The sequence below is a fragment of the Chryseobacterium edaphi genome, assembly GCF_025628985.1.
Taxonomy (GTDB): domain Bacteria; phylum Bacteroidota; class Bacteroidia; order Flavobacteriales; family Weeksellaceae; genus Chryseobacterium; species Chryseobacterium edaphi.
In genome coordinates this window covers 227,411-242,148 of record NZ_JAOTEM010000002.1, presented here as the reverse complement: position 1 = coordinate 242,148, position 14,738 = coordinate 227,411, and the positions used below count along the sequence as shown (strand labels likewise).

Sequence of the window (14,738 nt, the reverse complement as noted above, 5' to 3'; positions counted from 1 at the left end):
CTATTGAGGTAATTCGCTTGTAACTTTTTCTAATTTGTCATAATTGAAGAAATACAAACTTCCTTCCCAGTCAGGTTTTGATTTTCTTTCAATTCCTCTAAGTTCGTTTGCGAAAAGCCTGTGATATCTTATAGAGTACCAAGAGTTATAAGAATCATTGTCTATTGAATATAATGGCTCTTGGAAAACTTCTGAACGTTGCTCGGTTGTCTTATCAAGCTTTGCATAACCTTCCATAACAAGAAAAAGTTTATAATTATTTTCTTTGGCAAACTTTTCATAATTTGACATCGGAAGGCAGTATTGTGAGGTGCAGCCATTTGTGAAAATGTAAACTAAAGACTTGGGATGTTTTGCGAGTTCAGTTTTGAGTTGTTGTCCGTTGATTTTATAAATCTTAGTGTTGTCAACAGTTGAAAAATCTTTTAAAGGAACGATTTTATTTTTTTCTTCGCCAGAAAGTTTTTTATAATCATTGGTTACACCATATACCGTGCATGAAGTCAACAAAATAAGACTTACAAAAAGGAATAAATATCTCATGAGTATTTTTTTCAAAAGTACAATTTATAAACAATAATATTTTCCCTAATAATACTTTTGGAACTGTTTTTTGTAAAATCGCATAAAATTTAGAATATGTGTTTCTTAATTAAAATATAATCAGTACATTTGCACCTCGAATTAACTAAAAATTTATAGACAATGTTTGCAATTGTAGAAATAGCAGGGCTTCAATATAAAGTTGAGCAAGACCAGAAGTTGTTTGTGAACCGTTTGAAAGGAGATAAAGGAGGAAAAGTATCTTTCGATAAAATTCTTCTTACTGTAAACGGAGCAATCACTGTAGGCGCCCCAGCTGTAAGCGGTATCACTGTAGAGGCAGAGATCCTTGACCACGTAAAGGCTGATAAAGTAATCGTCTTCAAAAAGAAAAGAAGAAAAGGTTATGAAGTAAAGAACGGTCACAGACAATCTTTAACTCAAATTCAAATTACTGGTATTACAGGATTTGAAGGTAAAAAAGCAGAGAAGCCTGCTAAAAAAACAACTAAAAAAGCTGACGCTGAAAGCGCAGAATAATTGTTAAACCAAAAAACCTTAAAATAAAATGGCACACAAGAAAGGAGTTGGTAGTTCCAAAAACGGTAGAGAATCTCATTCTAAAAGATTAGGTGTGAAGATTTTCGGTGGACAAGACGCTATTGCTGGTAACATCATTATCAGACAAAGAGGTACTCAACATCACCCAGGTGAAAATGTTGGTATGGGTAAAGATCACACTTTGCACGCACTTGTTGACGGTAAAGTAGTTTTCAGAAAGAAAGCAAACAACAGATCTTACGTATCTATTGAGCCAAACGCATAATTAAAAGCGTTTTATAAAATAAAAATCCTCAGCATTTTGTTGAGGATTTTTTGTGATATTTAATTAATTATTTTGTAGTTAATTTTTATGAAGAAAGCAGGAAGTAATTATTATCCAAATAAATCAACAGAGTCTTTGTCATTCCGTAGGAATCCAGATTATTATTTCCTAGAGTTGAGGCTGAGATTCCTACTGAATAACGAACATTATTCTATAAATTTGTAAACGTCTCAGTGAAATTTTAAATCAGGTTATTATAATTAATAGCTAATAACTTTAATCTATAAAATTAAAAATTAAACTGGAAACCAGCCTTAATGCCAAACTTAGAAACATCTGGTCTATCAAGATAATTTCCTCTCCAGTTGAAGTCTACACGTAAAATTCTGATGTTTCCGAAACCGATATTTTCTATACCAAATCCGTATTCGTAGTAAACCTGCTGATCCGGCGCAGAATATTTTAGATTCTCAACATTGATATTTTTTGATGCGTCACTCAAAGATCCGTAAGCACCTCTGATGAAAGCAACTTCTCTTAGTTTCAGTTTCTTGATTAAAGGAATAAAAGAAAGAATTTTACCGTTAAAATGATGCTCTATATGAAGGGTAGAATAAGTATCTGCTACAAATTCATAATAATTTAACTGCGCAAATGTATTCGGAACCAATCCATAAGATTGATTTCCCGGAATAACATTCTGTAACGCCAATGGAACGGTGTCAAAGTTTTTCCCGGCTTCAAAATTCAGCAATGTTTTCCCCCAACTTCCCAAAAGAATCGGTTTGTAAAACATAAACTGCAGCTTATTATAATTAAAATCAGCATTAAATAAACCTTCAATACCTCTCGTATATTTCAAAACAATGGTAGGTGCTAAAGTTCCGTGTTCGTATCGGTCAACCCCTGTCTGGGAAAACTTAGCTCCGGGTCTTGCAATCAAACTGATCGTAACGTGAGAATCATTTGTTGTTTTTCTCAAGTCTCCATTTCTGTAATACATTAAGCTAAAACCTGATGGATTGGCGGATTTAATACTTTGCATCGTCCCGTCAACTCGCACCTGAAAGTTTTTCCAAGGCTCGATTGATGTAAAAATGCTGGTTTGGTTTACTGAGCTTAAAGAAGCATTTTCTCCTCTCGCAAAAACTGTTGAAGAAGCAAACGAACGGGACATAATGCCATCTTCTGTAGTCAATTGCACACCAAGTTGGGTTATATCTCTTTTCGTTCCGGCTCCAACCATAAAACGGTTGACTCTGTTGAACATATATCGACCTTCAACACCATATTTGAATTGATGATCTTTAAAACCATAAGCATTGTAAAACTGAATTCTCCAAGGATCATTCTGTCCGAAATATGTTCTAGCTCCCAATCTTATTCTGTCACCTTCCACATCATTCTTTCCGTAAATTGAGAAAATAGGACCGATATCAATACCTTTTGTAATGTTGTAATGTTGTGAAGCAAGTGTTTCGTAAAGCTTCACAATACGGTTAAATTTTGGAGTTTGCTGAAGCTTATCAAGCATTTCATAAACTCCCTGTTCTGATCTTGAAAGCGAATCGGGTCTTGCTTTTACCCAATACGCATCATCTTTATCGACAAATTTTGCATCATATTCTTCCTCTTTTCTTGTGAAAACAGAGTCGTCGAGAGGTTTGTTAAAATCGTATTCGGAATAATCGACAGTTCGTTTTGCGACGAGGCCTTTTGCGGTTTTCTTTTTAGAAAACGGTGTCATTTCGATTTCTGTGATGAATTTTTTAGGCAAAAATGTTTCGTCATCCGGATTATCATATTCCAGTTCGGTTGAAATAGAATTGATGAAATTGACATTAATCTTATTTGTTGATTTTAAAGTAGCTCCTAAAACAGCATACGAATCGGTGTCGATATAAAGGTATCCCTGAAATGCCAAAACCTCAGTTCTTCTTGGTTGATAACGTATTTTATAAGCCTGTTCGCCACGAACCGCAATCGTATCAACTAAGTTATAATCATACGTACTAAAGCCATCAGTTCCGACAGGACTTGGAAATCCGATGTCGAAATAATTTAAAGTATTATCGTAAATATTAATATCACGGTAAAGATTTTTTGCTGTAATAGCAATCACCTGATTATCCTGAAATCCTGATGTTTTTTGTGCGATTAAAAGCTTTTTTGTTTTCTTTCCGGGTTTATTTTCTCCGAAATTGGTATATATAGATTCATTTAAGAAAATAGGAAGCGCCATCTTTCCTCTTGCGGTAGAATCTGCGTAATCAAAGATAAAGTCTAATTTATTGAAGATTTTCCTGTTCATGAACGCGCTGTCCAGATTATTGGCGTCAAATTGAATTTTCTCGTATTCTTTGTAAGTGTAAGTATCAAATTTATCAAGACCGTTATTTCTTTTGCGTTTCCAGACTTCCTGCATGATTCTGTAAGCTGGATTTTCTTTCTTGTTCTTGAATTTAGTTTTTTCGTTATGAATAACAACTTCTTCGATACTGCTAACTTTTTCTGAGGATAATTTAACAATAAGATTACTGCTTTTATCTGCGGTGATTTCTACACTTTCCAAAGCATAGTTTTTTTTCTGAAATTTAAGCTTGTAAATAATGCTGTCTGATTTTACAGTAAAGCTTCCAGATGTTGTAGTAAGAATTGGCGTATTGCTGTCGTTGATAAAAATATCAACAGCATTGATTTCTTTGTTGTTTTTGGCATCTACGATTCTTCCGTTTGCCGTGTTTTGAGCATGAAAAAAACTGGTTATTAAAAGGGAAATATAAAGGAAACTATATTTAAATTGATTAGTTGACATCATTCGTATCTTCAAGCATTTAGCTAAACAAAAACTGTGCTGTTTATGATTAAAATTTAAAAGTTTTTTAAAGACTTTTCTGTTTATCTGTTAAAATGCAAATGTAACGAAAAAATGCCTACGAATATTGCGTTAAAATATCGTGAGAATAGGAAATTCGTGAAAATATTTGATGTTTTTAAATATTTTTTAGTAGAAATAATTTCAACGAAAGTTTTAAGAATAAATTTGACGAAATATTTAATATAAAACTCATAAAATCATAAAAATGTTTTTAATCATTTGCAGATGAATTTTACGATGTAAATTTGTTAAAAAAACTAATCCTATGAAAATATCTGAAATTCTTACAAAGATTGCAGATGATATCAATAGTAAACTCCAGAGTCAATCTGCTGTTGTAATTGCAAATCTCGCAGCAATAAGCAAAGATGAAGAGTTTTTACAATTGTCATCGCCCATTATTTTATCACTGGTCAATATTGAAGAAGTCAGAAACTTAAAAAATAAAACTTCACCCAGCTATTCTTCAGGAATAACACAAAATTTTTCAAACTTAGTTTTCTCGGTTTTATTCGCCTCTCCTATGATAAAATCCGCTGATTATCTTGAAGGAATTGATGCTCTTGAAGAAATCATTCAATATTTTAAAGATAAGCCAATATTTCAAGTTCAAGATTCTGATTTGCTGATAAATGAGTTGAATTTTAATCAAAAAATTGCAATCGAAATGATAAGTTTATCTACTGAAGAACTTCATCATATGTGGTCTTATTTAGGATGTTATTATATGCCATCGGTTCTTTACAAAGTAAGAATGTTACCAAATGAAAGTGTGAATTTGTGAAGCTATCATGTTGAATTTCAAACAATCGATATGAATGAACTTTTTAAAAATGCCGACTCCACTTCAAAATTTTTTCCATTCGAAATTGAAAATGCTGGATTAATTATTTTAAATCCATTCTTTTCCAGACTTTTTCACGAGTTGAATCTATGTGACGAAAATATTTGGAAAAATGATTTGAGCCATCAAAGAGCAGTTCTTATAACTGAATATTTGGTTGCTGGAAAGACAGATTTCTACGATGAAAAACTTTTTTTAAACAAAATTCTTTGTGGATTTCCTTTGGATATTAAAGTGAATTTTGAAATTAAAATTACTCTTGAAGAAAAAGAAATCTGTGATGATCTGCTTCGCGCTGTTATCGAACATTGGTCAGTGTTGAAAAACACAAGTCCGGATGGTTTGAGAAATTCATTTTTACAGAGATTCGGACAATTGCTTATCACATCAGATGATCGTTTGGAGCTTTTTGTAGAAAACAGGGGTATTGGTATTTTACTAAATGCTCTACCTTGGGGAATCGGTTTTGTGAAAACACCATGGATGAACGGTTTTTTATATGTCAATTGGACTTCAAATTAATTTTTTCTAAAAAATTTAATTACAAATAGCTATAAATCAGGGTAATATTGTATTTTTATATGGTTGATTTTTAAGATCATTTGGTTTTCACTCGAGACCGATGATTTTATTATCTACGGATAAAGCTTGACAAATAGGATATATTCTTTTGAGAAATAGTGCTGTAGAATATTAAATACGGGTGTTTTTCCTGTTTTATAATGCGGTCTGTATTCTTAATTTTGATAGTACTTTACCATTTATAAAACTAAAAAACGATACCATGGAAACAAAATTGAAGTACAAATTCCCTGTAAAGGAGATTTTGCGAAATCCCGACATCAAACTTCCCGATTTAGAAAAAACGTATATCATCGGCTCCGAAAACCGGGCGATAAGTGAATATGGCGAGATAGATCTCAGTGAAAAAGAAAAATATTATGAGTTCATCTACGATGATGGTACTTCCTGGTATTCTGATGCAGAAACCATTACAGAGCTTTTTCCGACTGCCGAAAAAAGCGATCGTGACGGAAATGATAACAAAATCATATATCTTCCGCTCTCTCTCAACGGAAACAATCAGGATCGAAATTTTGTAACTAAAATTGTCTTAAAAATCATTCATGTCTTTACAAAACCAGCTGAAGACAAACTGGTGAAAGAAACCGCCGAAAAATTAGAAAACGGCCATCTAAACGGTTATGAAGGCTTGAATACTTTAAATGAAAATTTTGAATTAAAGGCATTTGACGAATCACAAAAAGTTTCGGACAAAGCGTATCTTCTTTTCATTCACGGTACAAATTCTGATACTTTAGGTGCCTTCAGCGCATTAAAGAAAAATGAAACATTCACAAAAATTAGGGATATTTACGGAGATTCTGTTTTAGCTTTTCAGCACAGAACGCTTACAGAAAGTCCATTAAAAAATGCAGTTGATCTTGCAAAAAAATTACCTGATAATGGTGAATTTCATATCATCAGTCATTCCAGAGGCGGATTGGTTGGAGATGTTTTATGTAAATATTCTGAAAATACAGGTTTTTCCAAAGATCATATTGAGCTTTTAAAAAAGGAAAAAAGAGAAGAAGATATTGCCAATATTCAGGAACTTGATGAAATTTTTAAAACCAAAAAAATCAGAATCACAAAATTTATCCGTGTTGCATCACCTTCCGCAGGAACAATTCTGGCTTCGGAAAGAATAGATCATATTCTGAATGTCTTTTTTAATTTGATTGTGGAAAAAGCAAGTATGATAGCAACTTTGACCCATGACTTAATCGCTACAGTTCTTAAGCATAAAAGTAATATCAACACACTTCCAGGTCTGGAAGCAATGAACCCGCAGTCGGATTTTATTAAAATTTTAAATCATAAAGGAACAGAGAATGGAATAGAAGGGAATTCTCTGATGGTGATTTCGGGCAACGGAAAATTGAGCATCAATTTCCATGGGTTATTGGTCATATTAGGGAAATTATTTTATACTCAGCGAAATGATTTGGTTGTCAATACAGATTCTATGTATTTGGGTGTAAGAAGATTAGGTGATATTCAGTATTTTTTTGATGAAGGAACTTCTGTAGATCACATTCATTATTTTGACAACAAAAAAACACAGGATGCCATTCTCAATGCTTTGAAAACTCAAACAGGAGAACTGATTCCGGGGTACAGTAAAATTCCACAATTTGAAATTCCTTCCAGCGACAGAGGAGCTTTGGGATTAGATAACGGAGAGTTATTTCCAAGTAATATTCCACCTTCAGGAAAAAAACCGATTGTGGTTTTGTTACCGGGAATTATGGGTTCAAACATCTACAATGTTGAAGAAAAAAACAGAATCTGGCTCAATTACTGGAACATTGTAAGAGGCGGTCTGGAACAAATGCATGATGTTACAAGTGTAAGTAACAGAGCTCAGTCTATTATAAAAAGTTCATATGGTAAATTAAGTACTCAATTGTCATTTAATTATGATGTAGTTGTCTTCCCATTTGACTGGAGAAAAAAAATGAAAGATTCTGCGAAAGAATTGGATGATAAAATTAATTATTTACTGACTTTTAATCAACCTATAAAAGTTATTGGTCATTCTATGGGCGGGGTTTTGATGAGAGATTTTATCGCTTACCATCCGGAAACCTGGACAAAATTGAATAATTCCAAAGATTTCAAGCTTCTGTTTTTGGGTTCTCCGTTGAAAGGCTCTCACCGTATTCTTTCGGTACTATTCGGGAAAGACGGCATCATCAATAAGTTGAGCTTTTTGGATATGAAACATTCGAAAAAAGAGTTGATACAAATATTTTCAAAGCTTCCCGGAATTCTCTCATTATTGCCATTTACAAACGATAAAAATGACAATTATGCAGATGTTAAAACCTGGGAACTAATGAGAAATGGATTTGAAGATGCATCGTGGCCAATTCCGAATGAATCTGATTTAAATGATTTTAAAGAATACAGGGACAAAATAAATGCTCTCGTTTCAGAAAATAAAATAGATTTTACGAACGCTTCTTACATCGCCGGTCAGGATAAAGCAACACCTTGCGGACACAAATTTGAAAATGGAAAATTAATTTTTGAAGCTACAAGAGAAGGCGATCAAAGTGTGACCTGGAAATCAGGGATTCCACAAACGCTTATTGATAAAAAGAAAGTGTATTATTCCAACGTTACGCATGGAGAATTAGCCAATGACACATCACTTTTTACGGCAATTGAAGAAATAATTTCTAAAGGAGCGACCGATAAAATTTCGCAGAACAAACCGGTTTTCAGAGGAGAATCTACCACTTTCAGATATGTTGAAGATTATGATTTTGATTTCTCTCAAAATGGATTGGAAAATTCGATTTTCGGAATTAAAAATGAAAAAGAAGTTAGTGTAAATGATATTCCGATTACCGTATCAATAAGTCATGGTGATTTGTCTTATGCTTCTTTTCCTGTAATTGCGGGACATTTTAAAAATGACGGTATTTTGTATGCAGAGAAAGCGATAGATTATAATGTGAATTACATGCTTTCGCAGAAAAACCAGTTAGGAGTGTATCCCGGCGAAATCGGGACTTGTGAAATAATAGAAAGACAAAATTATTTTGAAGGCACCATCATCATCGGACTTGGTGAGACGGGAAAATTAACCTCTTATTTGTTGTCGCAATCGGTAGAATTGTCGCTGACCAATTATCTTTTAAATAAATCAAATTTAAACGAAAATATAGAGACAGTAGGGATTTCTGCACTTTTTATAGCAAGTAATTTCGGAGGATTGACAATAGAAAGCTCCATGAAAGCCATCATTGAAGGAATCAACAACGCCAATAAAAATAGTGTAAACCTAAACAGTCAAAAGTACTGCGTCATTAATCATCTGGAATTTATAGAACTCTACGAATCTAACGCGGTAATGGGATTGTATGCACTCAAAAAAATAGTAGAAAGTGAAAATGATGTTTACAATATTTATGTAGAAAACTACAGAATTAAAAAATTGTTTGGTTCTAAAGAGAAGCTTCCTCTCGAAAACGGTGAAGACTGGTGGAACAGAATTAGTGTAAAAACGAAAAATGAAAGTCTTGTTTTTAGCTTAAATACGAGAGATGCCCGTCAGGAAGAAAATGAAGTATATTCCAGCACGAGTCTTGTGAGCGAATTTGTAAAAGAAATTTCTGTTGAAAACAGATGGACAGACAGTATTTCGAGAACATTGTTTGAGATGCTGATTCCAAATGACTTTAAAGAAAAGCTGATGCGAAAAGGAAATATTGTTTGGTTGGTAGACAAAGAGAGCGCAAGTTATCCTTGGGAAATTTTGCAGGATAATTCTAAAAAAGCAAAACCTTTGTGTATAGATTCAGGAATGATTCGTCAGTTGGCAACATCAGATTACCGACCAAAAATTGATCGTGTATTGGAAGATAAAGTTTTGATCGTGGCAGATCCGGATTTGCAGGGGTTTGTGAATCAATTAAACGGTGCCGTACGAGAAGGTAATGCTATCAATGAAGTAATGACCAATAAAGGGTTTGAAACTATGTTTTTAGTTAATGCTTCAGCGTCTAAAATTATTGAAAGTGTTTTCTCTCAATCTCATAAGGTAATGCATCTTTGCGGACACGGACTTTATGATCCCGAAAATCCTCAAAACTCAGGAATGGTAATCGGGAATAATATTTTCTTTACTCCTTTTCATATCAAACAAATGTCTACGGTTCCGGAACTTGTTTTCGTGAATTGCTGTCATTTGGGAAACATCGATGGTGTTGATGAACGTTTTTATCAGAACAGATTCAAATTAGCAGCCAATATAGGAACGCAGCTTATAGACAATGGTGTAAAAGCAGTTGTCGTTGCAGGATGGCAGGTAAATGATGATGATGCAGAAACTTTTTCAACAGAATTTTACAGAAAAATGCTGGAAGGAGAAACTTTTGGTAAAGCCGTAAAATATGCTCGTGAAAAAATTTATGAAAACAGCAGAGACAACAATAACACTTGGGGAGCATATCAATGCTACGGAGATCCTTTTTATAAGTTGACCAGTCGCAGCAAATCAAAACTTGAAAAGAAAAATTATATTCTTGAAGAAGAAGTCTTAATAGATTTAAAAAATCTGCTGAATAAACTGGACGTAAGAAAGATAAAAAGCGAAGATATTTTACCGCAGATTGATCTGATCAGACAAGGAAGTTTGGAAGCTGCAATTTCCAGTCCGAGTATTTCAGAAGCCGAAGCTTATATTTATTATGAACTTGGAATGTACAAAGAAGCTCTCCAAATATTAAACGAACTGAGAACAAACAAAAATACAGTCTTTACTGTTTCTGCGCTGGAAAAATACTGTAATACAACTTGTTATTTGTGTTATGAAGATTTTGTAGGGGGAAAAATGACTTCAGGAACAGCAACTGCCGAAATTCAGAATATAATAAGATTTTTGAAAGATCTTATCAATATCAAACAAACGGCTGAGCGATTGGGTCTTCTTGCAAGCTCATATAAAAGGTTTGCTTTTGTAAGTACAGGAGTGCAGAAAAGAAAAAACTTAGAGTTTACCTGCAAAAATTATCTGGATGCTTATGGTATAAGCAAAAAAATGTATCCGCTGAATAATTATCTTACGTATCAAAGCATTTTAGATTTTGATCAGGTAAAAAAGGAAATTACTCCTAAAAAGAAAAATACATATCTGGATTTACTGGAAGATCATAAAAAAGCGCTTAAAAACACCAGTTTAAATATGGATTATTGGGATAGTTCAGATTATGCATTCAGTGATTTATCTATCTTGTTTTTGGATCACGAACTGGCTAAAAAAGACAGCAATTGGCAAAATCTCTATGTCAATTACAAACAGACAAGAGAAAGATATGGATCGATAGGAAAGAAAAAAGCAGAATTGTTCAACTTAGAATTGATTATTGATGCTTTTGATGTGCTTACAAAAGATGCATCAGGGAAAATCAAAAACAGAGACGCTGCTTTATTGAAAACTAAGACTGAAGAACTGTTGCGTAAGCTAAGAAGATAATTTTTTAACCAAAAACTAATCGACCATGATATCATCAAATAAATTTTCTGCAGGACAGAGAATTGAAACAGCGATTTTTGAAAAAGAAAAATTCTTAAGTCTTAGCAATTGCGATTTAAGTGACGATTCTCCGGAACTAAGTTTATTAAAAGAGTGTTCGTTTCTGGAAAGTTTAGATCTCAGTAATGATGGGGAAATAAATAGAAATTCTTTTACAGCAATTCCTAAAAATTTACCGGCTTCGCTGAAAAGCCTTACCATGCGCAATTGTGGCATCAGGAAAATTGAAAATTTAAATCATTTGAAAAATCTTCAGTTTCTGAATGTAAGTGATAATGAAATTTTAGAGATTGAAAATCTTGATAAATTACTTGATCTCACCTGTCTGTATTTACACAATAATTTAATTGAAAGAATAGAAAATCTTGATCACTTAGAAAAACTCGTTGATATATCTTTATACGGAAATAGATTGAAAGATATTGATCCCGAATATCTGAAAGGAAACAGCATTGAATTTTTGAGAGAATATCTAATCATTCAGAAATACAGTTGGAAAATAAAAATAGATATAGAAAATCAGGATAAAACGGGCATTCTTGATTTGTCAAACTGTAATCTTGAAGCAATTCCAGTGGAAATTTCAGAAATGATATGGCTTACAGAATTGTATTTGTTTGACAACAATATTTCAAAAATTGAACACCTAGAAAAACTGACGAATCTCAAAGTTTTGAAACTTGCTACCAATAAAATCAGCAAGATCGAAAATCTAGACAGTTTAATTAATTTGACTTATCTGTCTCTCCGTTACAATGCTATTCAGGAGATTACAGGTTTAGAAAAACTTACAAAACTTACTCGTTTGAATTTGTCTCATAACGATATTCGCTCCATTCAGAAATTATTACCGTTCATTAAGAAGAAAAAACCATTGAGAATTTCTTTAGAAGCAAGTTATGACTCTAATGAAAAAGGAATTATTCTCTTTAATAATCCTATTGCAGAACCTCCGAAAGAAAAAATTCTGGAAGGAAATCCGAGTATTATTCAGTTTTTTAACGAATCCAGAAGATACGGAAGGCAAACTTTGGATATTCTGAAAATAATTTTGGTGGGAAATAGCAATGTTGGAAAATCAGATTTAAGCAGATTTTTGAGGAAAAAGAATATTTCTGAAAAACATAATTCTACACAAGTTCTAGATATTCAGCCATGGAATGTAGATCTCAATGTGAATGGTGAAAAGAGAAAAGTGAATATTTATATTTACGATTTTGGCGGACAGGATTATTACCACGACGCACACAGAATGTATTTTAGTGAAGATACTGCTTACATCGTTTTATGGGATGTAGAGAGCAACCAGTTTTCTGAAAAAACAGAAAATTTTGAAGAATTTGATGTTGATTCCGACATCAAAACAAATTCATATATTATCTATGACGATTATCCGTTGTCGTATTGGCTGGAATCTATAAAATTCAATTTAGAAGGCATAAAAAATGAAACTGAAAAAATAAATACAGAAGCAGAGAAAGATATTGCCAAATCTTTAGTGCCCGTTTTTGTGCTTCAGAACAAAATAGATCTTGGTAAAGGCTGCATCAATCAGGAAAAACTAAGCGATCAGTTCAAAAATATTTGGGGATTTTATGGCATTTCTTTATTGGAAAAAAAGCGAACTAAAATTTTAGAAGAAGTGATCGTAGATTTTATAGAATCTCATAAAATCGTCGGTCGCGAACTGATAAAATATGAGTATTCGGTATTTGAATATTTTATGAAAAACAACGAACCGCTGAAAATCATGAATCTGCCGGAATTTATGGCAAAATGTATAGAAATTATTGATGATAACACGATTCCTTTTGATGTGGATAAAGCCAGAACTATTGCCAAAATGCTCAACAATACGGGTCTGATTTATTTTGATAAACATAGCGACACCATTTATTCAAATGTTCTGGAATTTAATAAACTCATAAAAGATGTAATGTTTGCCGCCAAAAAAGGAAATGATAAAGGATTGTTTAAACTGAATGATCTGAAGAAGCAAAGTCAAATAAAATTTTCTGAACAGATCATTGATCTTTTGTGCAGGAACAATTCTATTATTGAATTGGATGCTGATGAATTTGTGGCTCCTCAATTTTTACCAACACAACCGGATCAGAATATTTCATTCTTTTTAAATGCTTTCAAAAATAATAATGTACGTTATTTGTATCCGGCATATTTTCACAAATCAATTTTGCTGAATTTGTTCGCTAAATATATTTCTAAAAATGACGAAAGCAATTCTGCAAACAAGTTGAAATATTTTCCTTTTTGGCGAAACGGAATTATCATTCGAAAAACTATTGATGAGGTAGAGCAAACCGTTCTAGTTGAATTTAAGAAAACTCCGGACGAAGGTGTCATTAATATTAAAACCATTAATCCTTTTTCGAAAAACAGTTTGGAGCACGAGATTGAAGGAGTAATTGATGAATTAAATAAAGGCTGGACGGTAGAAAAAGAAATTTCTGTGGACAGCGAAAATTTCTTTAATCTGAATCAGTTAAAAGAAGACGCAGCGAATGGTGTTTATCAGTTTGCCAATAATAAAAAGAAATTCAGCATCAATGATTTTAAACATTTAGCGGATTTTGATGACCTTCCGGCGAGAATTTTTATTTCTTACTCATCTAAAAATACAGATTTTATTCATCGTTTTATTACTCATCTGGAAGTTTTAAAATCAAATAATTTTATTGATTATTGGTATGATAGAAAAATAGAACCGGGAACGCGATGGGACGATACCATTAAGGATGAAATGTCCAAAGCAGATATTTTTATTTTTATGTTGAGTCCTGATTTTTTAGCCAACAAATATATTTTTGATTTTGAATTGCCTCAAGCAATCAAACAGTTTGATAATGGAATTTCAAGTTTATTTTTTGTTGAGTTACAGCCTTGCGGTTGGCAACGTACAGAAATCAGAAATTATCAGCAAACGGTAAATAAAGACGGCTCAAATAAGGATGTAGAAATTATTCTTGATCCTAAAAATGATGCCGTTTGGAATAAAATTATCAATCAGTTAGAAGATACCATCCAAAATATGAAAAGGAAGAAAGAAGTGGAAATTGTTGAAAATATATGAAATACTAAAATCAAAAAAGACTTACAGAAATGTAAGTCTTTTTTGCTCCTCCTCTTGGGCTCGAACCAAGGACCCTCTGATTAACAGTCAGATGCTCTAACCAACTGAGCTAAGGAGGAAAGTTCCTCTTTTAAGGTGGTGCAAAGATAATATGAAAAGTAATATCAAGCAAATATTTTTTAATCAAAATTACCTGAAAACTGCTATCAGATTATTTTTCAGGAATTTAAATTTTAAAATAATTTGAAATAGGAAAGTATTAAAATCAAAAAAGACCTACATTGCTGTAAGTCTTTTTTGCTCCTCCTCTTGGGCTCGAACCAAGGACCCTCTGATTAACAGTCAGATGCTCTAACCAACTGAGCTAAGGAGGAATGTCCCTATTTTTAGGTGGTGCAAATATAGGACTGATATTTAAACCACGCAAGTTTTTTAATTATTTTTTTA

8 protein-coding genes and 2 tRNA genes are annotated in these 14,738 nt (G+C 32.8%); 6 read left to right on the top strand and 4 right to left on the bottom strand.

The annotated features are described in order from the left end of the window. Window positions 1–543, bottom strand: coding sequence for a hypothetical protein (locus NZ698_RS09215; protein ID WP_263002821.1), 543 nt, complete (start codon window positions 541–543; stop codon window positions 1–3). A 162-nt stretch (window positions 544–705) separates the two neighbouring features. Between NZ698_RS09215 and rplU the strand changes: the two genes are divergently transcribed. Together rplU and rpmA are read left to right on the top strand one after the other, a co-directional pair. Continuing rightward, window positions 706–1,083, top strand: coding sequence for a 50S ribosomal protein L21 (gene rplU / locus NZ698_RS09210; RefSeq protein ID WP_263002820.1), 378 nt, complete (start codon window positions 706–708; stop codon window positions 1,081–1,083). Window positions 1,084–1,111: 28 nt separating this feature from the next. Next, window positions 1,112–1,369 (top strand): 50S ribosomal protein L27, encoded by a 258-nt coding sequence (gene rpmA, locus NZ698_RS09205; RefSeq protein ID WP_034677604.1) that lies wholly within the window; start codon window positions 1,112–1,114, stop codon window positions 1,367–1,369. 289 nt (window positions 1,370–1,658) lie between these two features. Here rpmA and NZ698_RS09200 read toward each other — a convergent pair whose 3' ends face one another. Then, window positions 1,659–4,184, bottom strand: a complete 2,526-nt coding sequence (locus NZ698_RS09200) for a DUF5686 family protein (protein WP_263002819.1) — start codon at window positions 4,182–4,184, stop codon at window positions 1,659–1,661. 328 nt (window positions 4,185–4,512) lie between these two features. Here NZ698_RS09200 and NZ698_RS09195 point away from each other — a divergent pair, with 328 nt between their 5' ends. The 4 genes from NZ698_RS09195 (at window position 4,513) to NZ698_RS09180 (ending at window position 14,291) form a co-directional block, all read left to right on the top strand. Continuing rightward, a complete protein-coding gene (locus NZ698_RS09195; RefSeq protein ID WP_263002818.1) occupies window positions 4,513–5,031 on the top strand; it encodes a Pvc16 family protein in 519 nt (172 codons plus the stop codon). Between the two features lie 30 nt (window positions 5,032–5,061). Beyond that, window positions 5,062–5,613 (top strand): contractile injection system tape measure protein, encoded by a 552-nt coding sequence (locus tag NZ698_RS09190; RefSeq protein ID WP_263002817.1) that lies wholly within the window; start codon window positions 5,062–5,064, stop codon window positions 5,611–5,613. A 262-nt stretch (window positions 5,614–5,875) separates the two neighbouring features. Next, window positions 5,876–11,140, top strand: coding sequence for a DUF7379 domain-containing protein (locus NZ698_RS09185; RefSeq protein WP_263002816.1), 5,265 nt, complete (start codon window positions 5,876–5,878; stop codon window positions 11,138–11,140). Window positions 11,141–11,165: 25 nt separating this feature from the next. After that, a complete protein-coding gene (locus NZ698_RS09180; RefSeq protein ID WP_263002815.1) occupies window positions 11,166–14,291 on the top strand; it encodes a leucine-rich repeat domain-containing protein in 3,126 nt (1,041 codons plus the stop codon). A gap of 45 nt (window positions 14,292–14,336) precedes the next feature. Here NZ698_RS09180 and NZ698_RS09175 read toward each other — a convergent pair. Continuing rightward, window positions 14,337–14,410: transfer RNA gene (locus tag NZ698_RS09175), tRNA-Asn, on the bottom strand. Window positions 14,411–14,591: 181 nt separating this feature from the next. Then, a tRNA-Asn gene (locus NZ698_RS09170) sits at window positions 14,592–14,665 on the bottom strand. Window positions 14,666–14,738: the final 73 nt, after the last annotated feature.